Origin of the sequence: Paenibacillus phyllosphaerae (genome assembly GCF_014192105.1) — a bacterium.
In the GTDB taxonomy this organism is placed as follows: domain Bacteria; phylum Bacillota; class Bacilli; order Paenibacillales; family Paenibacillaceae; genus Paenibacillus_Z; species Paenibacillus_Z phyllosphaerae.
Genome location: NZ_JACHXK010000003.1, coordinates 148,551 through 173,558, shown reverse-complemented (window position 1 = coordinate 173,558; position 25,008 = coordinate 148,551). Strand labels below are relative to the sequence as shown.

General features: G+C 55.7%; 17 protein-coding genes. 1 reads left to right on the top strand and 16 read right to left on the bottom strand.

What is annotated here, in order from left to right; all coding sequences use genetic code 11:
* Nucleotides 1-81 precede the first annotated feature (81 nt).
* Nucleotides 82-978, bottom strand: coding sequence for a glutamate biosynthesis transcriptional regulator GltC (gene gltC, locus FHS18_RS08465; RefSeq protein ID WP_183598994.1), 897 nt, complete (start codon nucleotides 976-978; stop codon nucleotides 82-84).
* A 149-nt stretch (nucleotides 979-1,127) separates the two neighbouring features.
* On the opposite strand from gltC, the gene gdhA reads away from it, so the two are divergent.
* On the top strand, nucleotides 1,128-2,516 hold the full coding sequence (gdhA, locus tag FHS18_RS08460; RefSeq protein ID WP_183598992.1) for an NADP-specific glutamate dehydrogenase: 1,389 nt from the start codon (nucleotides 1,128-1,130) through the stop codon (nucleotides 2,514-2,516).
* Between the two features lie 71 nt (nucleotides 2,517-2,587).
* Here the strand turns inward: gdhA and FHS18_RS08455 are convergent, their stop codons facing one another.
* From FHS18_RS08455 to FHS18_RS08385, 15 genes are all read right to left on the bottom strand, one after another.
* Nucleotides 2,588-4,912, bottom strand: a complete 2,325-nt coding sequence (locus tag FHS18_RS08455) for an ABC transporter permease (RefSeq protein ID WP_183598990.1) — start codon at nucleotides 4,910-4,912, stop codon at nucleotides 2,588-2,590.
* Nucleotides 4,913-4,914: 2 nt separating this feature from the next.
* A complete protein-coding gene (locus FHS18_RS08450; protein ID WP_183598988.1) occupies nucleotides 4,915-5,619 on the bottom strand; it encodes an ATP-binding cassette domain-containing protein in 705 nt (234 codons plus the stop codon).
* Nucleotides 5,620-5,819: 200 nt separating this feature from the next.
* The gene (iolB, locus tag FHS18_RS08445; protein ID WP_183598986.1) at nucleotides 5,820-6,638 is read right to left on the bottom strand and encodes a 5-deoxy-glucuronate isomerase; all 819 of its coding nucleotides are present in this window, start codon (nucleotides 6,636-6,638) and stop codon (nucleotides 5,820-5,822) included.
* Between the two features lie 25 nt (nucleotides 6,639-6,663).
* Nucleotides 6,664-7,686, bottom strand: a complete 1,023-nt coding sequence (iolG, locus tag FHS18_RS08440) for an inositol 2-dehydrogenase (RefSeq protein WP_183598984.1) — start codon at nucleotides 7,684-7,686, stop codon at nucleotides 6,664-6,666.
* A 110-nt stretch (nucleotides 7,687-7,796) separates the two neighbouring features.
* On the bottom strand, nucleotides 7,797-9,254 hold the full coding sequence (locus tag FHS18_RS08435; protein WP_183598982.1) for a CoA-acylating methylmalonate-semialdehyde dehydrogenase: 1,458 nt from the start codon (nucleotides 9,252-9,254) through the stop codon (nucleotides 7,797-7,799).
* Between the two features lie 197 nt (nucleotides 9,255-9,451).
* Nucleotides 9,452-10,468, bottom strand: coding sequence for a 5-dehydro-2-deoxygluconokinase (gene iolC, locus FHS18_RS08430; RefSeq protein ID WP_183598980.1), 1,017 nt, complete (start codon nucleotides 10,466-10,468; stop codon nucleotides 9,452-9,454).
* Nucleotides 10,465-11,391, bottom strand: coding sequence for a myo-inosose-2 dehydratase (gene iolE / locus FHS18_RS08425; protein ID WP_183598978.1), 927 nt, complete (start codon nucleotides 11,389-11,391; stop codon nucleotides 10,465-10,467). Before iolE ends, iolC begins: the two co-directional genes overlap by 4 nt.
* Before the next feature lie 34 nt (nucleotides 11,392-11,425).
* Entirely contained in the window at nucleotides 11,426-13,291 is a 1,866-nt protein-coding gene (gene iolD, locus FHS18_RS08420; RefSeq protein ID WP_183598977.1) for a 3D-(3,5/4)-trihydroxycyclohexane-1,2-dione acylhydrolase (decyclizing), read from the bottom strand.
* A gap of 396 nt (nucleotides 13,292-13,687) precedes the next feature.
* The gene (locus FHS18_RS08415; protein WP_183598975.1) at nucleotides 13,688-15,931 is read right to left on the bottom strand and encodes a glycoside hydrolase family 88/105 protein; all 2,244 of its coding nucleotides are present in this window, start codon (nucleotides 15,929-15,931) and stop codon (nucleotides 13,688-13,690) included.
* Entirely contained in the window at nucleotides 15,928-17,691 is a 1,764-nt protein-coding gene (locus FHS18_RS08410; RefSeq protein WP_183598973.1) for a prenyltransferase/squalene oxidase repeat-containing protein, read from the bottom strand. The genes FHS18_RS08415 and FHS18_RS08410 overlap by 4 nt, the downstream gene beginning before the upstream one ends.
* Nucleotides 17,688-18,653 carry a sugar phosphate isomerase/epimerase family protein gene (locus tag FHS18_RS08405; RefSeq protein ID WP_183598971.1) on the bottom strand — a complete coding sequence of 322 codons (966 nt, stop codon included), beginning with the start codon at nucleotides 18,651-18,653 and terminating at the stop codon, nucleotides 17,688-17,690. The genes FHS18_RS08410 and FHS18_RS08405 overlap by 4 nt, the downstream gene beginning before the upstream one ends.
* A 65-nt stretch (nucleotides 18,654-18,718) precedes the next feature.
* Nucleotides 18,719-19,594 carry a carbohydrate ABC transporter permease gene (locus FHS18_RS08400; RefSeq protein WP_183598969.1) on the bottom strand — a complete coding sequence of 292 codons (876 nt, stop codon included), beginning with the start codon at nucleotides 19,592-19,594 and terminating at the stop codon, nucleotides 18,719-18,721.
* 41 nt (nucleotides 19,595-19,635) lie between these two features.
* A complete protein-coding gene (locus FHS18_RS08395; RefSeq protein WP_183598967.1) occupies nucleotides 19,636-20,538 on the bottom strand; it encodes an ABC transporter permease in 903 nt (300 codons plus the stop codon).
* A 91-nt stretch (nucleotides 20,539-20,629) separates the two neighbouring features.
* Nucleotides 20,630-22,198 (bottom strand): extracellular solute-binding protein, encoded by a 1,569-nt coding sequence (locus tag FHS18_RS08390; RefSeq protein WP_409348541.1) that lies wholly within the window; start codon nucleotides 22,196-22,198, stop codon nucleotides 20,630-20,632.
* 561 nt (nucleotides 22,199-22,759) lie between these two features.
* Nucleotides 22,760-24,994, bottom strand: coding sequence for a helix-turn-helix domain-containing protein (locus tag FHS18_RS08385; RefSeq protein WP_183598963.1), 2,235 nt, complete (start codon nucleotides 24,992-24,994; stop codon nucleotides 22,760-22,762).
* Nucleotides 24,995-25,008: the final 14 nt, after the last annotated feature.

Genomic DNA, 25,008 nt, shown 5'->3' with positions numbered 1-25,008 from the left:
GATCGTTAAGGCGTTTTTCCCCGCGCTTGAGTGAACGGAAAGCCGTCTTCTCCCCCTGCAGCGCATAAAGAGCATGTCAGCTTAACGATCGGCCGATGCAAAAAATTCCGAAAGAAAACGATAGAATAATTGCTCCGTCGGAAGCAATTTTCGCTGTGTCGGACAAATGACCCCTACGGTCCGGGTGACCTCGGGATCGACGAGCGGAATCTTCACCGTGGAATGCGGGATGTTGTCGATCAAGGTGACCTCGGGCATGAGCGCAACGCCGAGTCCTGCCGAGACCAGTCCCTTCAAGGCATCGATATCATCCCCTTCGAAGGCAATATGGGGAACGAACCCGATCTCACTGCAAGCGTGCATCACGATTTTCCGGAAAATCGTCCCTTCAGGCAGCGTGACGAAAGCCTCTTCTTGCATCTCCGACAGTTGGATCGATGTTCGGTTAGCCAGCCGGTGCTGGAGAGGTAAGAGTGCGACAATCCGTTCCGTGAATAACACTTTGGATTGAATTTGTTTATCTTCCTCGGGCAGGGGGGCAATCAAAGCCAGATTGAACTCGCCATTGATGACGCCGTCAATCAAGTCCCGGTATAGGGCTTGTTTCATCTGGAATTTCGCTTCCGGATATCGTTTGCGAAAAGCATAAATCGCGGTCGGCAGCACATGCGCGGCCAGACTGATCGGGAACGCAACGCGGACGACGCCCTTCTCCGGATCCAAATATTCCTTCACTTCCCGTTCGGCTTCTCCGATCATGTTCATTACCTGTTCCACGCGCGCCAGCAAAATCTTCCCGATCGGCGTTAACTTCACTCGCCGTCCTTTGCGGATAAACAGATCTACCCCCAGCTCGCTCTCCAGCTGAACGAGCTGCCTGCTGACGGAAGATTGCGCAACGTGGAGGGCGTTAGCCGCGTCGGTCACATGCTCTCGTTTGGCGACCTCGATGAAGTAACGCATTTGTCTAATTTCCAAGAGGATCCCCCTTCCTTCATGCGCAAAACGCATTAACTTTATCTGATATGAATATTGTTGCGATGAATTATTTGAATTTAATATTAAACTACGATCGGATAAAGAGGAATAGACAAGCGGAAACTCACATCGAAGAAGGAAGTGTACCCATGAGTTTAGTCGAAGAAATTGAACAAGTGCGCACGCAGCAGGCTGAGCAGGCGCAGCAATACGTCAATGACGTATTCAAGATTGTCCAGAAGCGAAATCCGAATGAAACCGAGTTCCATCAAGCGGTCAAAGAAGTGCTGATCTCCTTGATTCCCGTCATTGCCCGCAATCCGCAATACGTGAAGCATGCCGTCCTGGACCGGCTGGTAGAACCGGACCGGCTTATTTATTTCCGCGTGCCGTGGACCGATGACCAAGGAACGGTGCAGGTGAACCGCGGATACCGCGTTCAATTCAGCAACGCGATCGGACCGTACAAGGGCGGCTTGCGCTTCCACCCTACGGTGAACGCGAGCATCATCAAGTTTTTGGGCTTTGAACAAATTTTCAAAAATTCGTTAACCGGTCAGGCGATCGGCGGCGGCAAAGGCGGTTCCGATTTTGATCCGAAAGGCAAATCGGACTTGGAAATCATGCGCTTCTGCCAAAGCTTCATGACCGAACTGTCGAAACATATCGGACCGGACACGGACGTTCCAGCCGGCGACATCGGTGTCGGAGCCAGAGAAATCGGCTACATGTTCGGCCACTACAAACGTCTTGTCGGCGCGTACGAAGCAGGCGTATTAACCGGCAAAGGCATTGGTTACGGAGGAAGCCTGGGCCGTAAAGAAGCTACCGGTTACGGGGCGGTATACTTCGTCGAACAGATGCTTCGGAATGCGGAATCCTGCTTCGACGGCAGCCGCGTCGTCGTATCGGGATCAGGGAACGTCTCGATCTACGCCATGGAAAAAGCGATGCAATTAGGCGCCAAGGTCGTGGCATGCAGCGATTCCAGCGGCTATATCTATCATGAGGCCGGCATTAACCTCGATACGATCAAACGGCTCAAAGAAGTCGAGAACCGCAGATGCGATGATTATGTGCTCGAACATCCGGATGCCGTCTACGTGGCGGGCTGTTCCGGAATCTGGACGATTCCTTGCGATATCGCGCTGCCATGCGCCACGCAGAACGAAATCGATAAAGCCGCGGCTGAATTGCTCGTTAAGAACGGCGTCAAAGCCGTCGGCGAAGGCGCCAACATGCCTTCTACCTTGGAGGCTATAGATGTCTTCTTGGAGAACCGCGTCTTGTTCGCTCCGGCCAAAGCGGCCAACGCGGGCGGCGTGTCCGTCTCGGCGCTCGAAATGGCGCAGAATAGCGCTCGGCTGTCTTGGACGATGGAAGAAGTCGATGCCAAACTGCAACAAATCATGAGCAATATCTATAACGAGTGTATGAGCGCTTCGGAACAATACGGCGTCCCGGGCAACCTGGTTATCGGGGCCAATATTGCCGGATTCGTCAAAGTCGCCAATGCCATGATCGCGCAAGGCGTGTAACGTACGAGCTATCCTTAATAGGATGAACAAAAAAGCTGTTGTCGGCGGAGTACCGGCAACAGCTTTTTTGCCTATTCGAATCCTTTTAACGCCGCCAGCATATGGATGCCAGTTACTTTTCTTCGCAGCAAGACGTTAGATAGGAAGGTAAGGGCGTAGGCGACAATAACCGATAGCAGCAGCATCCATTCATTCAATTGATTCGGAATTTGCTGATGGGAACTCGACAGGGCCTGGATGACGAACGTATACGCATAGCTGCCGACGGGGAGGGCCACAAGAATGGCAAAGGTGGTCAATATGATATTTTCCAGGAAAATGAGCCGGTATATTTTGTTTTTGGGATAGCCCAATACTTTAAGCGTCGCAAGCTCACGGTTCCTTTCATAGATGTTGATCGATGAAATCGTATACATGGCCCCGAAGGAGAGGATGGCTGCACATAGGATAAATAGCACAAAAACAAACTGATTTTGCTGAACGATATATTGTGCGGATTCCTTGAGATCCTGCCGATCTGCTAACCCAGCGACCCGTTCGTCTTGCTCGAAGACATTACGAATGGTGTTCAGGTCTGCCCCTTGCTCTGCTTGAACGACAAGCGAGGCGGGGCGATAATCGATGCCCAAACCTTCCAGATAAGCCGGCGTGCAATAAAATGCCGGGCTTGAGTACTGCGAAGTCAGCTGGATCACCTTCATCGCGACAGTCTTATGCCTCATCTCCGTTGTTTCAAATTGAAGATGGATGGTATCGCCTTCTTCGATGTTATATTTGTCCGCATAGGATTGAGGAACCAGCACTCCGCTATCGTCTAAATTCAATAATTGGCCATCGCGGTCAAAGAAATGGATGAGTCGATTCCCTGGCTCAGTAACGGTCAAGGTGGCGTTCTCCAGTTCATCCCCTTGAACGAAGGCAACCGGGTAGCTGGATAACCAATAGCTGTGCTGTACGCCGGGAGGGATGACCACCGATTGCGTCGGCGCACCTGGCTTGTAATCGACTTTCAGATCGTAGGAGTAGACTTCTTCCGCTTGTCTCGCTACTTGAAGCAACGCGTTCTGCGTGCCGAATGCGGTGATCAGCAGCGCTGTACTTGCAATGACACCGATGGAACTCGCCAGCGCTCTGGGCTTATTCAACATCATATTGCGACTAATGAGCTTATACGTGTAGGGAAGGCGCTGCCAGATCCAAGGTACTCGCTCGATCAGCAGCTTCTTCGACTTCTTGGGCGGTTTGGGGTGCATGGCTTGTGCCGCGCGTTCGCTCACGATTCTTCTGCCGCTTAAATAACAGGCCAGCATGCCGAAACTGCTGGAGATCAGAATAGGAGGAAGGAAGGAGATCAAGGATATCGAGAACGTAATGCCTGGCAAGGCGTAAGCCCTTGCATTCGACGTCGTGACGAAAGGAATAAAGATCCAATTGGCTAGCACGCAACCAAGAATAGAGCCGACAATGCCAATCAGCAACGGATATCCCATGTAATGAAACATAATGCTGCGATTCTTGACGCCAAGCGCCTTCATCACGCCGATTTGATGCCGCTCCGAATCGATGAGTCTCGACATCGCCAGATAAAGAATGATGGCTGCAATGGCAAAAAGAAGCAACGGAATTACGCTGCTCATCAGCTTATTATTGTAAATCGTCTGGCTAAGCTGCGAATAGCTGAACGTCCGTTCTTTGCTGACTTGGTTCATACAAGGAAGGTGCGCAGACTGCTGCTCGATCGCTTGACCTAATCGGCCGATATCGTAGCCCTCCCGTGCTTCTACCAATAACTCGTTATAGAACGGGCCGCCTGCGATGTCAGCTGCCGTGTCTTCGGTCGTATAAGCGAATCCTTCCGTTCGATGGTCCTGTATTTCATTCTTCTTGGCGTATTCCACATTCTCGCCCAAGCCGCTGATGATGAAAGTTGACTCATGTTTATTCATAGTCAGCCGGATTGGATCGCCAACGTGATAACCATGTTCCTGCGCATAATGGGCATCTAACAAGAGCTCTCCCGCATGTGACGGGATCCTCCCTTCCGTTAATGAAGGCGTATTGATCGTATTGGGTTCAGGAATGGAATGAATCGTTAAGGCAGCTTGGTCCTCTTCAAAGGATTGCGTCGTCTCAAAGGTATATCGCCCTTCTATTCGCTGCACGCCGTCAATCTTGCTTAACAACGCGGCCTCGTCTTTCGTAATCTTACTGTAGTAGACATGAAGATCGCTTAGATGATGTTTCTCAAAATAGGCGTGCGTATAATCGCGAAGTTGATTGCTGTAGGTGCTCAGCCCTGCATAGAAGAATGCTCCTACGGCAACGACCAATACCAACGCGATCCATTGCCCGATCGATTGCTTCATGCTCCTTGTTAATTTCAGTAATAACTTCATACTCACCACTCGATCCCTTCAACGCTTAACTTCCTGTCATTCCTCGTTATGCGTTCAATCTTTCCGCTCTTCACCTTGATGATGGTGTCAGCCATTGGCGCAATCGCGGCGTTATGCGTCACCAAGACGATGCAGGTGTTCAATTGCTTGTTCAGCTCTTCCAAAAGCTTCAATACCGCCTTGCCCGTCCGATCATCCAGCGCGCCGGTCGGTTCGTCACACAGCAGCAGCAAGGGATTCTTGGCAACCGCTCTTGCAATCGCGACGCGCTGCTGTTCGCCGCCGGAGAGCTGGGATGGAAAATGGTTGATTCTCTCCTTTAGACCGACACGGTCCATAATTTCCCTGGGGTCAAGATGGTTTCTACACACCTCCGCGGCAAATTCCACATTCTCCAGCGCGGTTAAGTTCGGAATCAGGTTATAAAATTGAAACACGAAGCCAACCTGCTCAGCGCGATACTGCGTTAATTGTTTGTCGTTCCATCTTGTAATGTCCTGACCACCGACGATGATTTGGCCCGAGGTGGCCGTATCCATTCCGCCAAGGATGTTCAGAATCGTGCTTTTACCGGCACCGCTTGCGCCGAGGATCACGACGAATTCGCCTTTGGTTAGAGTGAAATCAATCCCGTCCAGCGCCGTGACCGGCACTTCGCCAATCGTATATTGCTTCGTTACCTTTCGAAACTCGATGAACTCGTTCACATCGCATTCCTCCTTCAAATGGTCAAGATTGGAATGAAATCCCCTGCAAGGAACGTAACTCAAGTGATAACGAGTTGATTATATTACTGTAAAATAATGTAAACCTCCATCTCCAGACTGCACTTGAGCTAGACTAGAGGCGGGCAATAGAAAAAGACATCCACCCCTATTGTTGTAAAGGGGTAGATGTCTTCTAGGTATTACTTAACCGGCTGCGGCGGCATGAGCCACGCGTGTGCCGGGTCGTTGTAGAACTTCCACGTCCGGGTCGGACCCGCCATGACGTTCAAGTAGTAGACGTCGTAGCCTGGCGGCGCCGATACCGGATGGTAACCTTTAGGCACCAGTACCGCTTGGCTGTCGCCTACGGTCAGCGTCTCGTCGAGCGACCGGTCATCCGTGTAGACGCGCTGAATCGCGAAGCCCTGCACCGGATTCGTGTGGTAATAGTACGTTTCTTCCAGCAGCGATTCTTCCGGCAGGCAGTCGCGGTCATGCTTATGCGGCGGGTAACTCGACCAATGACCGCCTGGCGTGAATACCTCGACGACGAGCAGGCTGTCCGCCGGTTCGCTCTCGGGCAGAATATTGTGCACCAGACGAGCCATATTGCCGCTGCCCCGATGCTCGACGCCAACCTGTTGCGGAGCGATCAGGCGTGCCTGGCGACCGCCTCTGCCCGGAGCCAAGCATACAGCCAACTCCAGCTCCGTCAGCGCCGTCACGGTGTAGCTGTCTCCGCTTGGTACATAGACCGAGTACGGAGGAATCTGCTCGAATACGTTCATCCGCTCGCCGATGCCGCTCCAGCTGCTCTCGTTCGTCGAGAGGTCCGCTTTGCCGCTAACCAGCACAAGGCACGCTTCCTGATCTCCCGTTGCCCGGCTCAGCGTCTGGCCCGCAGTCAGCTTGAACACTTCGAATCCGACATAATCCCAGCCTGCGGACTCCGGCGTTATCTTAAGGACGCTGCCGTCTTCGCCGGGTACCGATTGTGGCGTCACGATTAAATTGGCCATTCGTATATCACGCTCCGTTCCTTCATTATGCCAACGCTGTCAGCTCGGCAAGCTTCACCGGTCTGCCCAGCTTAACGGATTCTTTCGCCGCGCGCGCAATCAACTCTGCTTGCAGCCCGTCGAAGCCTTCTACCGGGAGCGGACGGTCGTGCAGCACGCTCTCGATGAACTGTCTCGTTTCATCGATATAAGCATCATTGTAGCGCTCCAGGAAGAAATGCAGCGGCTTGTCGCGCACGACCCCTTCCTCGTCGCTGATGACGACCGTGTTCGGGTAATCGTTGTCGGCGGAGACGGCACCCTTGGAACCGAACACCTCGACGCGCTGATCGTAGCCGTATGCGGCGCGGCGGCTGTTATCGATGACGGCGAGCGCTCCGTTCTCGAACGTAAGCGTGGTGATTGCCGTGTCGAGATCGCCATACTCGGCGAATACCGGATCCACCAACACCGCGCCTTGCGCGAACACGCTTACGACCTCGCTGCCGGCCATGAACCGGGCCATGTCGAAGTCATGGATCGCCATGTCCATGAAGATGCCGCCGGATACTTGAATGTAGGCCGCGCTTGGCGGATTCGGGTCACGCGACGTGATTTTGATCAAATGCGGATCGCCCGCGCGCCCTTGCTCGACCAGTTGTCGCAGCCGTTTGAAGTTATGGTCGAACCGGCGGTTAAAGCCGATCTGCAGCTTCACGCCAGCCTTCTCTACCGCTTCGAGCGCCTCGCGAGTCCGGTTCACGTCCATGCTGACCGGCTTCTCGCAGAAAATATGTTTGCCGGCGCCTGCCGCCTGGATAATCAACGGGACATGCGTGTCCGTCGAAGAGCAAATAAAGATGGCGTCGATGTCCGGATGCCCGATCAGTTCGGCGCTGTCCGTCGTTACGAGCCCGATGCCGCGCTCGCTTGCCCATGCGTTCAGCTCGTCGTTCGCGAACAGATCGCTGACCGCAACGACTTCCGCGTCTCCCATGCGAAGCAGATTATCGGCATGAATCTTGCCGATGCGCCCTGCGCCGATAATGCCCACTCTCACCTTGCCCATGCTGCGTTCCTCCCGATTCGGGCGCGCTGTTGCTAATCGCGCGCGCCCTTCCTTCGCTTATTTGTGCATCCATGCCGTATGACGGCCCTATATGTGCAGGTCAGCCGCAATTACCAGCGAGCTGTCACCATTTTCTTGCGCGTGTAGAACTCGACGCCGTCCGTGCCGTTGGCATGAAGATCGCCGTAGAACGATTCCTTCCAGCCGGAGAACGGGAAGAAGGCCATTGGCGCTGGAACGCCGAGGTTGATACCGAGCATGCCGGCATCGATCGTCTCGCGGAATTGGCGGACATGGCTGCCGTTCTGCGTGAACAGGCATGCGCCGTTCGCGAACGTTGAACGGTTCGCAATCTCGATGGCTTCGTCGAGCGTTGCGGCACGCATGACGGAGAGGACTGGCGCGAAGATTTCATCCCGCCAGATCTTCATCTCGCAGCTGACGTGATCGAAGATCGTCGGGCCGACGAAGTAGCCGCTTTCGCTCGCAGCCGCATCTTTGCGCCCGTCGCGCAGCAGCGTTGCGCCTTCCTGCTCGCCCGCCTCGATGTAACCGAGCGTGCGCGCTTTGTGCGAATCCCGAATAATCGGACCCAGGAAGACGCCTTCATTCAGGCCGTTGCCGATCGTGATCGCGTCGGCCGCTTCCTGAAGCTTCGCCACGAGGGAATCGGCAACGTCGCCGACCGCGATGACGACCGCGCATGCCATGCAGCGTTCGCCTGCAGAACCGAAGGCCGCGTTCACGATCTGATTCACGGAAGCGTCGAGGTCCGCATCCGGCATGACGATCGAGTGGTTCTTCGCGCCAGCCAGCGCCTGGACCCTTTTGCCATGCGCCGTTCCGGTCTTGTAGACGTATTCGGCGACCGGCTGCGAACCGACGAAGGAAACCGCGGCGACGTCACGATTCTCCAGAATACCGTTGACCACGTCATGCGCGCCATGCACGATATTCAGCACGCCGGCCGGCAGTCCAGCTTCGGCGAACAGCTCGGCAAGACGAGCGGCGAGGATCGGCGTCCGCTCCGACGGCTTCATCACGAACGTATTGCCGCACGCGATCGCAAGCGGATACATCCAGCACGGCACCATCATCGGGAAGTTGAACGGCGTAATGCCGCCCACGACGCCGATCGGATAGCGGTACATGCCCGATTCGAGATTGGATGCGATGTCCGGGAGCTGCTTGCCCATCATCAACGTCGGCGCGCCTGCCGCGAATTCGACGCATTCGATGCCGCGCTGCACTTCGCCGTAAGCTTCCGTGTAGCTCTTGCCGTTCTCTTGCGTGATGAGGCGAGCCAGCTCTTCCCAGTGATCGACGAGCAGCTGCTGGTATTTGAACAGCACGCGCGCCCGGCGCGGAACCGGCGTCTTGCTCCAGCTGCGGAACGCGACCTTCGCGGCGGCGACCGCCTCGTCGAGCTCTTCTCGGGACGAGATCGGCACATGGGCCAATACTTCTTCCGTCGCCGGATTATAGACCGGCTCGGTCTTACCGGAACGGGACGGCACCCATTGTCCGCCGATGAAGTTATTCAAGGTTTGAGCGATTGCGTTGGTCATGGGAGATCCCTCTTTCGATTGAATTGATGTTTCTAACAAGAAACCGCTGCGTAAGAGTGATGAACTTAGATCGCTGTTGTTCGTGGATTCTGTTGGATGAATTTGCTTAGGTAGGAATCCACTCACAAAGGCGAACGCTTTCGCTTCTACGATTCATCCCTCTTCCTCCGCTCATTGTTGAGGAAACATAATCATATTTAGTTACTAGAAATTTCGCCTGCCAGACAGCGTTCAATATATTCATGCACTTGTGGAGCTTGCGGCATGGCGTCCGAGCAGCTGTGGCTGGAGATGACGATGCACGCGGCGGCGCTGCCGAACTCCATGCTTGCGCTAATGTCCCAGCCTTGCATCAGGCCGTAAAGGAAGCCGGCTGCGTAGGAGTCGCCCGCGCCGAATGTCTTCACGACTTTGGCCGGGAAGCTTCTTGCCCGGTGGGAGGCGCCGTCCTTCGTATAGGCGATCGAGCCTTCCTTGCCGTGCTTGATGATGACGACGCGCGCCGAGTGGTCGAACCACTTGGACGCCGTGATGCGGTCGTCCCGCTGCGGATTGTTCTCCAGACGCTCCATCATGTCGAACTCTTCCCGCGTCCCGATGATGATGTCGCATTTCTCGGCCGCGAGGTTATAGTAAACGGCCGTCTCTTCCTCGGACGTCCACGTATACGGGCGGTAATCGAGATCGAAGGCAATGACGGCACCGTGACGCTTCGCATATTCCAGCGCCTGGAACACCGCTTCGCGCGACGGGCTCTTCGCCAGCGCCGTGCCGGAGATGAGGAGCATTTTGCTATCGGCGATGACGGATTCAGGCACTTCGCCCGCTTCCAGCTTCAGATCCGCGACATTGTCCCGGTACATCAGAATGCTGCAGTCCGTCGGACTCTTGATCTCGGTGAACGCGAGTCCCGTGACGGCTCCGGTCCGGTCGATCGATACGCCTGTCGCGTCGATGCCTTCCTTGTCCAGATAACCGGTAATGAAGCGGCCCATCTGGTCATTGGCAACTTTGCCGATGAAGGCGGTCTTCAGTCCAAGTCGGGACATGCCGATGCAGATGTTCGCCGGCGAGCCGCCTACATATTTGGTGAAGGTTACCGTCTCTTCCATCGGGCGGTTAATCTCGTTCGCGTTCAGGTCGATGCACAAGCGGCCGATTGCGGTAAAATCCAGCGGCTTCGCCGCATCGAACGTGACGTTATGATTGGTCATGGCTGAGCTCCCTCCCGCGCACCGCCTGGAACGAGTGCGTCGATATAGTCAAGCGCTTTGCGCGCATATTCATACGGTGGATGAGTGGCCGGATCTTGTTCGCCCTCGAGCATTGCCCAGCCGTTGTAGCCACGATCGACCAACTCTGCGATAATTGGCGCGAAATCGATGCAGCCGTCGCCCGGAACCGTGAACACGCCTTTGCGGATACAGGTGACGAAATCCGCCTCTTCCTCCCGTGCCTCCGCAAGTACATCCGGACGGACATCTTTCAGATGGATATAGGCAATGCGGTCATAATGCTTGCGCAGCACCTGCAGCGGATCAGCTCCGCCATAATACGCGTGTCCCGTGTCGTACAGCAGGGAGACGAGGGATGGATCGGTCAACTCCATGAGTCGGTCGATTTCTTCACCTGATTCCACGACCGTCCCGCCGTGGTGATGGTAAGTCAGCGCGAGGCCATATTCGCGTGCGATCCGGCCTGCCTCGTTCAGCCCTTCGGCGAGCGATTGCCAACCGGCCTCGTCGAGTCGGAGTACTTCCTTCTCGTTAGGCGTACGGCGCGGATCAAAATGCAGCGATCCGCCTACCTCCGCCGTGCTGATGACCTTGCTGCCCATACTGTGCAGGAACTCGGCATGCGCCCGGTAGGCCGCTAGCTCCTGCTCCCGGTATGCGGGATCCGAGAAGAGCACGGACTTCCACTGGGAGACGAGTTGTATGCCCCGTGAGGATAATTCATGCTTCAGCACCTCCGGGTCCTGCGGATACTTGCGCCCCATCTCCGTGCCGGTTAACCCAAGTCGTTCTATATCGTTCACGATCGTCTCGAACGTCGTGTCCGCTCCGTGCTCGCGGACGTCCTCTCCCACCCAGTTGATGGGATGGATGCCGATGCGAAAAGCCTTGTGATCGTCCATTCATGCGTCCTCCTCGCTATGCTGATCCGTAGTTCTAGATCTCTCTGGCTTTGCTCGTTTCCTCGGCCATCGCGCGCTGCGCCGCCTCGACTTTCGGGCTTGTGGATACGGCTGGCACATCGACCCGCCACCAGGATTCATAGCCCGACGTATTCGTGCCGGGCAGAACCTTGATCTCGATCAGCGTCGATACCGGTTCATTAGCTGCCTGCGCAATCGCCTCGCGAAGCTCGCCGGCCGTACGGACCGTATAAGCGCTTACGCCCAAGCTGCGCGCATGAGCGGCAAAGTCCATTGGCATGTAGCCGCCGCTAAGTCGTCCGGTAGCTTGCTCGCGATAGCGGAACTCGTTGCCGAAACCGTCGCTGCCTTGGCTCCGCTGCAAGTTATGGATGCACTGGAAGCCGCTGTTGTCGAAGAGCAGCACCGTCATCTTCACGCCTTCCTGCAGACTCGTGACCAGCTCGGAATGGAGCATCAGGTAACTGCCGTCGCCAACGACCGCATAGACGTTCCGATTCGGTTCCGCCAATGCCGCGCCGAATGCGCCGCTCACTTCATAACCCATACAGGAGAAGCCGTATTCCATGTGATAGGTTTTCGGTTCAGATGGACGCCATAACCGGTGGAGGTCGCCCGGCAAGCTTCCTGCCGCTGCGACGATCACATCTGACGGCTTGAGCGACTCATTGATAACGCCGAGCGCCCGCGTCTGCGATAAGCCATCTGCATGTTCGGTTGTATATAAACGGTCAACTTCGCGATCCCATTCCGCCTTGTGTCCAGCCAGCTCGCCTTCGGCATAGCCGCTTGCGTAGTTCGCTTCCGCCAGCGCCGCATGGAGCGCGCGAATCGCTTCTTTGGCGTCCGCCGTAACCGATACGCCGTTTAATTTCACGGAATCGAACGCATTGACGTTGATATTAATGAAGTGCACGTCCGAGTTGCCGAACGCCGATTTCGAGGCCGTCGTGAAATCCGAATAGCGGGTGCCTACGCCGATAATAACGTCGGCTTCCTTGGCCAGCCGGTTCGCCGCAAGCGTCCCCGTGACGCCGACGCCGCCCATGTTCAACGGATGATCCCATGCCAGCGCGCTCTTGCCTGCCTGCGTCTCGGCGACCGGAATGCCGAATGCCGTCGCGAATGCCGCGACCTCCACCGTCGCATCGCTGTAATGGACGCCGCCGCCTGCGATCAGAAGCGGCTTGCGCTTGCCAACCAGCAGCTCGGCTGCCCGTGCGATCGCATCGCGTGCGGGAGGTCTGCGGTCCAGGATGTGGACGCGCTTCTCGAAGAAAGCTTCCGGATAGTCGTATGTCTCCGCCTGTACATCCTGCGGCAATGCCAGCGTAACGGCGCCCGTCTCCGCCGGATCCGTCAGTACGCGCATCGCTTGCTGCGCGGCGGTGATCAGTTGCTCCGGCCGAACGATTCGGTCCCAATACCGGCTGACCGGCTTGAACGCATCTGTCGCCGACACCGTATAGTCGCTTGGATCTTCAAGCTGCTGCAGCACCGGATCGGGCTGGCGGCAAGCGAAGTTGTCGCCCGGGAGCAACAGGAGCGGAATTCGGTTGACGGTTGCCGTACCGGCTGCCGTCACCATGTTTAGCGCGCCTGGTCCAATGGAGGATGTGCAAGCGTAGATTTGCTTGCGTCCGTTCTGCTTGGCGAACGCTGCTGCCGCATGGGCCATGCCCTGCTCGTTCTTGCCCTGGATGAAACTCAGGCTGCCAGGACTGCGCTCGAGCGCTTCGCCGATGCCTGTCACGTTTCCATGCCCGAATATGCCCATGACGCCTTTGACGAATTTCGTTTCTACCCCATCGATCGATACGTATTGGTTGTCGAGAAACTTGAGCAATGCCTGCGCCATCGACAACTTGATCGTCTTCATCGAATCCCCGCCTTTGTGTGAGATTAAGCGCTTAACCCAAGGTGAAACAACGATCGCCAGAGTTAGTGGCGATACGTGTTTCACTCCGGAGAAATACAAGTGATCTAGATAGACATGAAATCTATCTACGCTTGAATTTCAAGGTGAAACAACGATCGCCAGAGTTAGTGGCGATACGTGTTTCACTCCGGAGAAATACAAGTTCTCTAGATAGACATGAATCTATCTACGCTTGTATTTCAAGGTGAAACAACGATCGCCAGAGTTAGTGGCGATACGTGTTTCACTCCGGAGGACTACAAGCCATGTAGATAAGATTGAGAACCTGTCTATGCTTGTAGTGAGAATTATTAAAAAAGATGCTCTTGCGAGCGAATGTATGACAACCTAAGCAAATTATTTTGTAAGCGCTCCATTACCGAGCCAAGACTTGAGGAGACTGACCTCTACGCCTGCGAGCATCATGATGCCGATGCCGTGGTTGTCGTTGACCACCGTACGCAGGTCATACATGTAATAGTCCGGCGAGAACGAATAGCGGGAGCCGCTGCATACGCCATGGACGTTGCCTGAGCGGTCGATCGCGACGCTGGTAAGTCCGCGCCAAGCTTTGTGAGCCGACTCCGTAAACCGCGCTTCATCATCGAGCCATCCGAAACGGACGCCGCGCGCGAAGGCGTAAGCGAACATGGCCGTACACGACGCTTCCTCATACGCTTCCGGCTCATTCAACACCTGCCGCCACAACCCCGAATCGCTTTGCAGACGGGCAACGCCATCGCACATGGACTGGAAGAAGTCGAGCAGCGCTTCGCGGTTCTCGTGATCCTTCGGCAGGTGCTCGAGCAGCTCGCTTAAGGAGAACAGCACCCACCCGTTGCCGCGGCCCCACGGTACGCGCGTCGCCTGGCCGTATTTGAAATCGTGCACATGGGACATAATCTGCTGATCTTCCATGAACAGGTATCCCCGGTACAACAGGAACTGCCGTGCGGCCTCGTCCATGACTTCCTGCTTCCCGCTTACGATTGCATAGCGAGTCAGGAAGGGACCGCTCATGTATAGATCGTCCGCCCACATCGTTTTGTCGAAATACTCGCCTTCGCTAAGCCGGAAGAACGCGCCATCCTCTTTCCGTTCCAGCCGCTTCAGCATAAAGTCCACGATCGTGTCCGCAATGCGGGGGAAATTGTCGTCCCCGGCACGCAAGTGCGCCTCCAGCATAGCGGAGCCGAAAGAACCGCAGTTATCCAGCATCTTCATCAGCACCAACTGATGGTTGATGCTCGGGAACCCGTATTCGGCTTTATCCCACAGCGCGTAGTCATACATGTCCGTACAGCTGCGAATATGCGACAGCGCATACTCGGACAATTCGTCGCTGCCGATGGCTTGCGAAGTACGGAGCAGACCGTACATCGTGACGCCAAGCGGATAGTCCCAGCGCCCGAAGTTCGTCGCCGTTCCTGTCGTCCACTTGTTGCTCAGCATCGCGTTCTCGTAGAACGGGCGAAGCCGGGTATCCGGTGCGTCCAAGCTCCAATAGGTATAGCCTGCAGAACGGCCGTTAAGGTCCACGCATGGCAGCAGCTCGGATGTTTGGCAGACGGCTGATGCGCTAACTTCGCCATTGGCCGCAACCGGTCCGGCATAGAGCCAGGCGCCGCCGTAACCATGCACATGCACGGGCTGCTCGAGCACAATCGGCTTGCCGCCAGCCGAAACGTTCAGTTCGAAGCCCCAGCCTTGCGGGCCGTTCTCGGTGCGGACTAACAAGTGACCGCTGCCGATCGAACGCGTCAAGCTTTGGCGGAATGTTCCGGCTTCAGAAAGGCTGAGCACGAGCTCGCCATCGATCCATACCGATGCCGGTCCGAACACGCGGCCTTCCAGCACGAGCGGTCCCGCGCCGGTAATTGGCAGCCTTGCCCAGCCGTAGCCGGCCACGCGCGCTTCCGGCCGACCGTATAGCCGTTCCAGATTCGGCACAGCGGCTTCGTCATCCGTCCAGTTCGTACGCGGCAGCCAGTTCAAGCCGGTCGCTGCCTCTTCTTGCTGTTCGTCAGGCCATGCGTCGACGCCGTAACGAGGCGCCTTCACCGGCTCGGAATACACCCAGCCAGCGCTGCCTTCCCGACTGGCAAAAGGCGCGAGCACATTCAAGATGCGCACCTTGGCTTCATCCGCGCCGAAGCGGCAGCCGAAGCCTGCGGGCGTCCGCCGTGCCTCGATAAGTATCCGGTTCCAGCCTGGGGAGAATAGCATCGGAACGACGACGCGCGCATCCGGATCCATCTCCTCGACAGCGGACGTGCGGAAGAGAAGCTGATCATTCATATATAGACGGATCGGGCCGATCGGCTCCAGATTGCAGTCGATCGAACGCTCGTTGTCGCTCCACACCAGACCATAGACATAGGCATAATCGCCGTGGGCCGCCTGCGGCAGCTTGACGGATAAATCCATATCGTACAAGCCTTCTTCGTTCTGCAGCATGCCCTGACGCGAGAAGGCGCGGTGTGCGAACGGAATCGGCGGATTGGCGCCGACATAGCGGCGGGCCAGCAGATTCAGAATCTGCTGCCCGTCATCGCCGAATGCGTATCTTGCGCTATTGCGCGAATCGATATAGACGGTCATTGCTCGCTCCCCCTAGCGCCGTTCTGCGGTGACAGCCGGATATGGAATGTGCGGTCGTAAGGCGTCAGCACGTTAACGACCAGCGTCTGGCAGTTCGTCGGGAAGGCAGCACCTCGGATCGATTTGGCCCGGTGCTCGTGCGCGCCTCCATCCAGTTCGATCCAATCGTCGCCTGCTGCGTAAGTGACGACGCCGCCGTGCCAGAATTGCGTTCCCGTCTCGGCGGGCGAGAGCTCTCCTCCTTGGAGGGTACCTTCCTTCCCGAATACGAAGGAGATCTGCGTCAGGAGCACATCCGGCTTATCGCACCGAACGCGAAGCTGCCAGCCGTCTTCCGTCTCGTTCAGCTCTACATCCACATGATGGTGCTGCAGATGCGTTACCTCGCGCAGTTGATGCGGAAGCAGATACCATGGGCTCACCGCGCCTCCCGCGGAAGCAGGCAGACGGTCGGTCGCAATCGGGCCGTAATAGCCTTTGGACTCCTCGCCGCTCAGACGGTAACCGTTATCCTGCTGCGCCAGCGCGTTCATCTTGATGAATCCCGGTTCGAACGAGCTGCTGACCTGGACGCCGAGCAGCCGCGCAGCGCCATGCCGGAGCGCCAGGAACGAATTCGTCTCCGTCATGACCGTGAGGCTCGTCGCCCCATCCCGTTGCCGGGCGACCGGCGCACCGAAGTCGGGATGCAATCGGCTGTGGAAGATCCGGCCGCCGTGACCCGCTGCGTCCATCTGGCTGAGATAATGCTCCCTGTCGAATTGCCCGTTGATGACCACCTTGTACTGTTCAGGCAGATTACCCGGGGTTACGCCGGTTTCGCGCAGCTGCGGATGCAGCAAATACCCGAGCAGCCCGTTGTTCGGGATTGCGCCGGGATGGTGAAGCGCTTCTCCGCCGAGCTTCGCCAAGGCGGCGAACAGCGGATCTTGATCGCGATGGGCCATGTGGCTTGCCGCGAGAAAATACCCGGACATATCGAACGCCTGGCCGAAATCTTGCCGTCCGGAATAGTCCGTGACGACTTCCCCGTCCGGATGGACCAGATACGCCATCATCCGCAGATTGCGGCGAACCGGTTCGAGCAGTTCCGGCCGACCGAGCAGTTCAGCGGCGTGGTAGAGCATAATGTCGCTTACGCCGTTATAGATGCCGTTGCTGCGCTCGGTCCATTCGCCGTCCTCTGTAATGTCGATTCCTTCCGCCAGCCACTGAGCAGCGCGCTCCGTCAGCGCTTCGTTCCCCGTCAGTCTGTGCAGGAAAGCGAGTGCTGCCGACAGCACCCAGCGATGATTAGGCGTGTGGCCTCCTCCGGTGAGCAGCGCGGGAACCGAGTTCTCGAGGAACTGCCGGATCAGCGTCCGCACTTGCGCCAAAGCGGTCCATTCATGATTCTCGAGCAGCTCGTACAGCTGGGCCAGCCCGACGACGGCGAAGGCCGTGTCCGGCGGCGAGTGCAAATTCGTCCAACCCGGCGATATCGTGCCGTCTGCGTGTTGGAAGCGAACGATGAAGGCCGATGCCAACTCAAGCCGGCCAAGCAACTCTTCATCGTGGTAATACCGGGAATCCGGATTCACGAGCGCGCATCCCCATACCGCCATGACGGTCAACGTCCCCGTATGAGTCGGCCACGCGATGCCATTGTCCGGATCGGCCACGCCGCCGTAGAAGCGGCTGCCTTCGTCCGTAATTTGATTGTCGTTGCCTGCCGTTACCCAGTCATCGTTCACGGCGACCAGCTTGTCATATATCGTCATGCGTTATCATCCTCCAAGCGCGCTGCCTCAAGCTTCGTCATCAGCAGATCATGGCTTTGTTCAATCTCTTCCGGTGTGCAGGCGGCTTTCAGCTCGTATACTTTAACCGGAGCTTGCGCGATGATCGGAAGGAAACGGTCGAAGTATTCCATGTCGCCGCTGTGCACGTAAGGACACCAGTGGTCGGACAGGCCGACCGTCTCATGGATGTGAATGCCGACGACATTGTCCTTAATGAGCGCAATGTCTTGCGCATTATCGTACAGCCCCATCCGTTCCATCATCATGCCGTGGCCAAAATCGTACCAGAGGCCGACTTTTGCGCCCGGCAGCCGGTCGAACACCGTGCGCGCCTCGCGCAGCGTCGGCATCTGATAACAGCGCGAGCGCGTCTCGATGCCGATCGCGATATTCCATCCCTTCGCCTCGAGTCGGTCGCACACTTCCTCCAGACTGTCTCCGATCCGGCTGATATACCGCGCGGCAAGAGATTCGCGGCGCTCGATCATTTCGCTCCACAGCTTCGCGTACGCGTCGGATTCTTTCCCTTGCTCGTTGTAAATCTTTTTGAGCGCCTGATCGATGTTATAGTCGAACGGCACCTCGCCGGGATGAACGACGACGGCCTGCGCCCCGTAACGGTTCGCATATTCGGCAGAACGGATCAGCAGATCGATCGACCGCTGCCGCTTCTCCTCGTCATCGAACCCGAGCAACACGGAATCGGTTCCGTAATCGGGGTCCGCTATGTGTGGAAATGTATTGTGTACGCTTGATACCCCGATATCGCCGCGTTCGATCATCGGTTCGATCGTCCGGAGCATCTCGGGCGTTACGTTATAGTTCAGCTCGACGCGCCGGAAGCCAAGATCGCGTATTTCTTCGATCATGGCGTCGCCCGCCTGATGGCGTTTGATGTTCCAGCACGTCGAGAACGAATACTCGCCTTTGTCTTTGCCCATACCAACCTTCATCTCCAATCGAAACTTGCGGCCCTGATTAAGCAGCCGCGCAACTTTCCGTACGGTTAGCCTTTGACCGCGCCGAGCATGACGCCGCTCACAAAGTAACGCTGCAGCCATGGGTAGACGAGCAAGATCGGCACCGTCGCGAACATGACGCTCGCTGCTTTTAACCCTTCCGGTTGGAGCATCGACTGCCCCGTAGCACCCTCCGCTTGCATCAGTTCGCTGACCATGTTGTTCTGCACGAGCTGGTACAGCTTCAATTGAAGCGGATACATCTCCGGACTTGTAATATACATGAGCGTGTCCTGGAATCCATTCCAGCGGCCGACCGCGTAGAACAGGCTCAAAGTGGCGATAACCGGCATGGACAGCGGCACGATGATGCTGATCAAGGTGCGGATATGCGAGGAGCCATCCATTTCCGCCGATTCCTCGAGAGAATCCGGAATATTCTGAAAAAATGTAATGAGGATAATCAGGTAGAACGGGCTGATCAGCCCTGGAAGCACGAGCGCCCAGATCGAATCGAGCAGATGCAGGTTCCGAACGAGCATATATTCCGGAATAATGCCGCCGCTGAAGAACATCGTGATGACGATTAAGAACATAACCGCTTTGCGGCCCTTGAGCTTGGTCTTAGCCAGCGGGTAAGCCGCCGCAATACTCATCAGCATGCACAGAACAGTGAATATGAGCGTGAGCACAACGGTGAATCCAAGTGAGCGGATCATCGACATGTCGGTGAATACTTGCTTATATGCTTTCCAGTTGAGCTCAACCGGCAGGAGGCTGACCTCCCCGGACATAATGGCTCGCGCCGAACTTAACGAAATCGCCAATATGTGAAGAAATGGAGCCAGACATAGCAGCACGAAGAAGAGGATGGCAATCGTATTGACGACGTCGAATGTGCGGCTGGCCTGTTGTTCTCTCATGTCTTATCGCTCCTTTCCTGATTTTCAATAGTTAGGATAGCTTACATAATACTCTGGTCCGCGAGCTTCTTGGACGCATAGTTGGCGCCGAGCACGAAGACTAATCCGACTACGGCTTGGAATAAGCCTACGACAGTCGCCAGTGTATATTGGCCGGATTCGATACCGATCCGGTACACGAAGGTACTGAGTACGTCCGAGTAATCGCGGACGGCGGTATTGCCGATAACGAACGGGCGATCAAATCCAATCGCAATCATGTGGCCGAGGTTAATAATGAGCAGCGTCACGATCGTCGGTTTCAGCGATGGAAGCGTAATGCTCCATATCTTCCGCAGGCGTCCTGCGCCATCGACATCGGCTGCTTCGAACAACTCCCTGTTAATTCCAGTCAGCGCTGCCAAATAGATGATCGTTCCCCAGCCCGCGCTTTGCCACACACCGACCGCAAGATACGTGATCAGCCAGTCGTTCTTGTCCGTCAGGAACGGAATCGCTTCGAATCCCATCGAGGTAATGATGTTGTTGATCATGCCGGATTGCGTACCGAAGACTTGGTAGACGATCCCGCCGATGATGACCCAAGAGATGAAATGCGGAATGTACAGAATCGTTTGCGACAGTTTCTTGAACCAGGCCGTCTTCAGTTCATACAGCATAATGGCCAGGAAGAGCGGCGCCGGGAAAGATACGAGCAAGTCCAGGAAATTAAGCATGAGCGTGTTGCGCAGCGTCTTGTAGAAATCCTTCATCGCGAATACTTCTTTGAATGCCTCAAAGCCGATCCATTCGCTGCCGTTAATGCCTTGGAAGAAGTTGAAGTCCTTGAAGGCGATCAGAATGCCGTACATCGGCGCATATTTGAAAACAATAAAGTAACAGACCGGTAAAACCAGCAGTGCGTACAATTGCCAGTATCTTCGCAAATACACAGCCAAGTTCATTTCTATCCACCCCTATCCGCTTGACAATCTGCCCGGAGACGAAGGCGCTAGTTACCTCCTTCGCCCCGAGCCGTTTATTTGTAGGTCAGTACTATTTCTTCATTTCCTCATAAGCTTTGATGCGTTCATCGAGAATCGCTTGACCGCCGGCAGCCATGTAGTCCTTGATCATGGACTCATACGCGCTCTCGAATTGATCCGGTTTCACCATCGTCGTCTTCACGACGATTTCGTTCAATTTGTCGCGCAGCGCCGTACCGTACTTGGCTTGCGCTTCGATCGGACGGTCGAACAGGACCGGCTTGATCGTATCGGATCTCGAGACAGACAGCGCCTTGCGCGTCTCGTCCTGGAATTGCTCTGGCATATTAACGACATAGGACTCGACGTTCTTCTCGGTTTCACCTAGCTGTTTGCCATTCGAGATGATCGCCATATCGCCCCAGTTGTAGATGCGGTTCTTGATTTCGTCAGTAGCATCGGCTTTGGCCATCGGGATGCCGTTCTCGAGCGTGTAGTTCTCGCCTTCTACGCCGTTCTGAATGGCGAGCAGGTTATCGCCGGATGCCATCCAGTCGAGGTATTTGACTGCGGCTTCCGCGTTCTTGCTGCTCTTCGGAATCATCAGGTACAGACCGACCGGTGCATATTCCGGTTTCGGATGCTTGCCTTCCGAGTCCGTGTAGACGTCAACCGCCGACAGCTTCGCATCCGGAATATTCTTCTGAAGCGTCGCATACAGGCCGTCCGGATAGAATGGGTTCATGTCGTCTTCACTGAAGAATCCGACCAGACCTTTGGCTGCGTCCTCGTTCAGCTTCTTCTTATCTTCGTCAAGGCTGAAGTCTGTGCTCATCAAGCCTTCGTTGTAGAGCTTGTTCATGAATTGAAGTCCGTCTTTGAAGCCAGGCAGCAGAATCGGATAGTCATTGGAGCCGAGCTGCTGAGTGAGCGTGTAGCGCTGCTCTTCTGTCACAGGCTGGATAAAGGACCAGAGCAGCGGCTCGAATTGCGCCGGTGCAAGCGACATGCCGAGCGGGATCACTTTGCCGCCGGTTTGACCCGGATCCTTTTCTTTGAATGCTTTGAGCGTCGTGTACAGTTCGTCGGTTGTCTGCGGCACCGGAAGACCCAGCTTGTCGAGCCAATCTTGGCGAATGAAGGATGAATATTTGCCCAGATGCGCACGTTTGGCAGGAAGCGCGAATTGCTGTCCTTCATATTGACCGTAAGCGAGTGTATCATCCCCGAGGAAGGTCTTCAGGTTCGAACCGTATTGATCGAGCAGTTCGCTAAGGTCTGTCAAACCGCCTTGCTGTGCGTAACGGTAGAAGGTGCCGGAATCATACGTGAACACGATATCCGGAACGTCGCTGCCGCTTGCCATCAGCACGTTCAGCTTCTGTACCTCTTCCGAGCGCGGAACCGGTACGAATTCCACTTTAATGTTGTTAGGCGTGCCGAAGTTATCCTGCACGTATTTCGTTAAGTAGTTGTTCGTGATCGTCGAACCGGCCGGCGAGTTGCCGCGGTCGAATACTTCGACTTTCAATGTAACTTGCTCGCCGGAAGCAGCTTCGCCGCCCGTGGAGCCGCTTGCATTGGTATTGCCGTTACTTGCGTTGTTGCCGTTGCCACCGCTGCATGCGCTGAGCAACATAGTACATCCGAGTGTGAGTGCTAATAGCGTTTGGGCTTTCATTTTTCCTCTTTGCGCTTTTACCATCGTTCTTACCCCTCTTTCGTCATGTACGCTTTCCCCCGCGGTGCCCTTATGACCCTAAGCCGATCCAGCGAGCATTCGTTATTGAACGCGCTTACAGTTGGCGTTTGCGGCCCGTTGTTCGGGGAGTGGTCTCAGTATGGCACGGTTTGCGATGCGATGACAATAAACTGGTTTCTCCGTCGCAAACCGTTTCGCCAAACCGTTGATATTACTAGGTTTTCGCACGGTATACTGATCATTTTCCCGATATAAACCGGATTCCATTCAAGCGATTTTCGCACCGATAAACCATAATCCCTGCCCGCTTTTCCCTTTAGGAAGAAACGTTTATCCGAAATACAAATGATAAGTTTCACGCCAATAAATCATCTTGTATTTCTCCGGAATGAAACGCGCCTAAGCCATTAAAGACGGCGTCAGCCGTTTCACCTGGTGCGTCTACAAATAAAAAATGCGGCTGTATCAGCCGCATTCCTATGAGCGCCAAAAAACCTCTTACGACTCTGCCGCCGGACGCACTTTGAGTCTTCTGTACTCGCCAGGCGTCACGCCCGTCGTCCGTTTGAAGACGCGCCCGAACGTAATCGAGTTGGCATAACCGACCTGCATCGCAATGTTCTGCACCGTCTCGTCCGTCTCCGCGAGCAAACGCTCGGCCTGTTGCATCCGCAGCTGGACGAGAAAATCGACGAATTTCATATCGTACTCCAACTTGAACAGATGGCTGGCGTATTTGCCGGAAATTTGGAATCGGTCGCTCAGATGCTTCAACGATAGATCCGGGTCGGCGAAGTTGGCCTGGATATAAGCCTTCATCTCCGTCATCATCGTTTTGTAGCTTTTGTTCTCGCCCATGGCGACATAGGCATCGTACAGCTCGAGCAAATAATCGAGCAGCAGCTCTTTCATCTCGGCAAGGGATACCGCCCCCCCCACCTTGCGGGTTAGCGCGGATATCCGGTCGTCATCCAGCCATTCGTTCAACGTATCCGACAGATCCTTCAGCTCGCGGCTGAGCGTCTGCAGGAATAGCTGCATCAGCGAATGGATATCCTCATCTTTAATCTTATCCGTCTTAAGCTCGGCGAATAATTGCTCGAACGTCTCGCGCCAGTTTTCGTTCGTGAGCCGGAACTGCTGTACGCATTCGGTGCATTGCTGCATATGGTGGAACGTGCCGCGCGAGTTGTCTCGCGGTATATCGCCGCTGTACGTGATCGCGTCACGGCCGATGGACAATTCGTATTCCATGCCGGACAACGCGTCGCGGTACGATTGCGACGTACGGTTCCAATCCGGCACGATCGAGCCGATTCCGAACGACAGCACGAGCCGCAGATGTTCGCCGACCCACTGCCTGGCTACGCTGGCCGTCTTCCGAAGCTGTTCGAGCATAACTTCATCGTTATCTTGCATGGCGAACACGAACGTAATCCGATCCGCCGTCGACCATTCGCCCCATCCTGTCAGATTCTCGCCCATGGCCAGCTCTTGGAGGACGTTGCCGAGCGCGAACTTCAATACATTCTGCTCATTCGGCGTATTCTCGCTCTGGAATTCCTCGTACCGGTTCAGCCTGACGACCATGACGGCATAATGCCCCGTATCCGGCAGCAGCTGCAGCTTGCGCATTCGTTCGATCGTCTTCTCGCCTCGCTGTCCGCTAATGAGCTCGCTGAACAGCTGCCTGCGCTGCAGGACCGCGCTCTCTCGCTGCTCCTTCTCATAGTCTTGCGATTGCACGATCAGATTCTCGAGCGCGCGGTCGATCATCGTCAGATCGTCCATGCCGACGGCGTTGCCGCCGCTGTCCCGCAGCTGGAACGTCTGAATCCGGTTCATCATGAGCTGAATCGGCTTATAGTTGCGGCGCGTGACCCAAATGATCGTGATGATGGCGGCGACGAAAGTAAGCACGGCCAGAATGACCCATACGTAAGACACGACGGATACCCATCCGAGCAAATGTCCGTCTTGAATCCCGCTCTCGAACGTCCAACCAATAGGAGCCGACGCAAGTGTCGTCAACACTTTGCCGCCCTTCGCCTCCTCCGGGTTGTTGGACACCGGATAAATCAGCTGACCGGCGGCATCGGTTATATGCATGAACGACACCTGATGATTCGTCATGCTGCCGATGATCTGTTCAACTGTGTACAAATCGACATTAATGACGAGGATACCGTCCTTGCCGAAGGGGAGCGGCGTCTGCTTGTACATCGAGATGACCCGAACGGGTTCCAACCGGTCGAATTCCCGGTATTCGCGGCTGACCGACCACCCTTGGAATTCCCGCTTATTCTTCGCTTGCTCGATGAACGCCCGATCCCCGAAGTCAGCCAGATCGGACTCGGCGCTCGGCGTCAGCACCTTATCGTCCGTTTCCCGGAAGAGGTAGACCGACTCGATCAGATCGCTGTCCTCGACCAACGCCCGCAGACTGTGTACGACGTTGTACTTATTGGTCGTCACCTGCGACCCGTTCAGATACGCGGAGTAGTTCAAATTTTTGGCAGCCTCGTTGAGCACCGTAAATTCGACCTCATGCAGGGCGTTCTCAATGCTATCGACGACATAGCCGGTTGTAATCTTATCCGCCTTGGCGGTCTCGGACCGCGAGATTTCATTGACCGCGATAAACGACAGGAAAATAATCATCGACACGGTAAGCACCAAGATCGGAAAATACGAAACGAGTAACCGGATATACCAGTTATTGAGCTTGAGCATGTTCACCCTCCCGC

Coding starts and splice junctions, on each gene's coding strand:
- iolD (WP_183598977.1), bottom strand. CDS start 13,291: ATGAAGACGATCAAGTTGTCGATGGCGCAGGCATTGCTCAAGTTTCTC.
- FHS18_RS08395 (WP_183598967.1), bottom strand. CDS start 20,538: ATGAACTTGGCTGTGTATTTGCGAAGATACTGGCAATTGTACGCACTG.
- iolG (WP_183598984.1), bottom strand. CDS start 7,686: ATGGGCAAGGTGAGAGTGGGCATTATCGGCGCAGGGCGCATCGGCAAG.
- FHS18_RS08405 (WP_183598971.1), bottom strand. CDS start 18,653: ATGGGCAAAGACAAAGGCGAGTATTCGTTCTCGACGTGCTGGAACATC.
- FHS18_RS08410 (WP_183598973.1), bottom strand. CDS start 17,691: ATGACGATATATGACAAGCTGGTCGCCGTGAACGATGACTGGGTAACG.
- FHS18_RS08390 (WP_409348541.1), bottom strand. CDS start 22,198: ATGTTGCTCAGCGCATGCAGCGGTGGCAACGGCAACAACGCAAGTAAC.
- gdhA (WP_183598992.1), top strand. CDS start 1,128: ATGAGTTTAGTCGAAGAAATTGAACAAGTGCGCACGCAGCAGGCTGAG.
- FHS18_RS08455 (WP_183598990.1), bottom strand. CDS start 4,912: ATGAAGTTATTACTGAAATTAACAAGGAGCATGAAGCAATCGATCGGG.
- iolB (WP_183598986.1), bottom strand. CDS start 6,638: ATGGCCAATTTAATCGTGACGCCACAATCGGTACCCGGCGAAGACGGC.
- FHS18_RS08415 (WP_183598975.1), bottom strand. CDS start 15,931: ATGACCGTCTATATCGATTCGCGCAATAGCGCAAGATACGCATTCGGC.
- iolC (WP_183598980.1), bottom strand. CDS start 10,468: ATGACCAATCATAACGTCACGTTCGATGCGGCGAAGCCGCTGGATTTT.
- iolE (WP_183598978.1), bottom strand. CDS start 11,391: ATGGACGATCACAAGGCTTTTCGCATCGGCATCCATCCCATCAACTGG.
- FHS18_RS08400 (WP_183598969.1), bottom strand. CDS start 19,594: ATGAGAGAACAACAGGCCAGCCGCACATTCGACGTCGTCAATACGATT.
- FHS18_RS08435 (WP_183598982.1), bottom strand. CDS start 9,254: ATGACCAACGCAATCGCTCAAACCTTGAATAACTTCATCGGCGGACAA.
- FHS18_RS08385 (WP_183598963.1), bottom strand. CDS start 24,994: ATGCTCAAGCTCAATAACTGGTATATCCGGTTACTCGTTTCGTATTTT.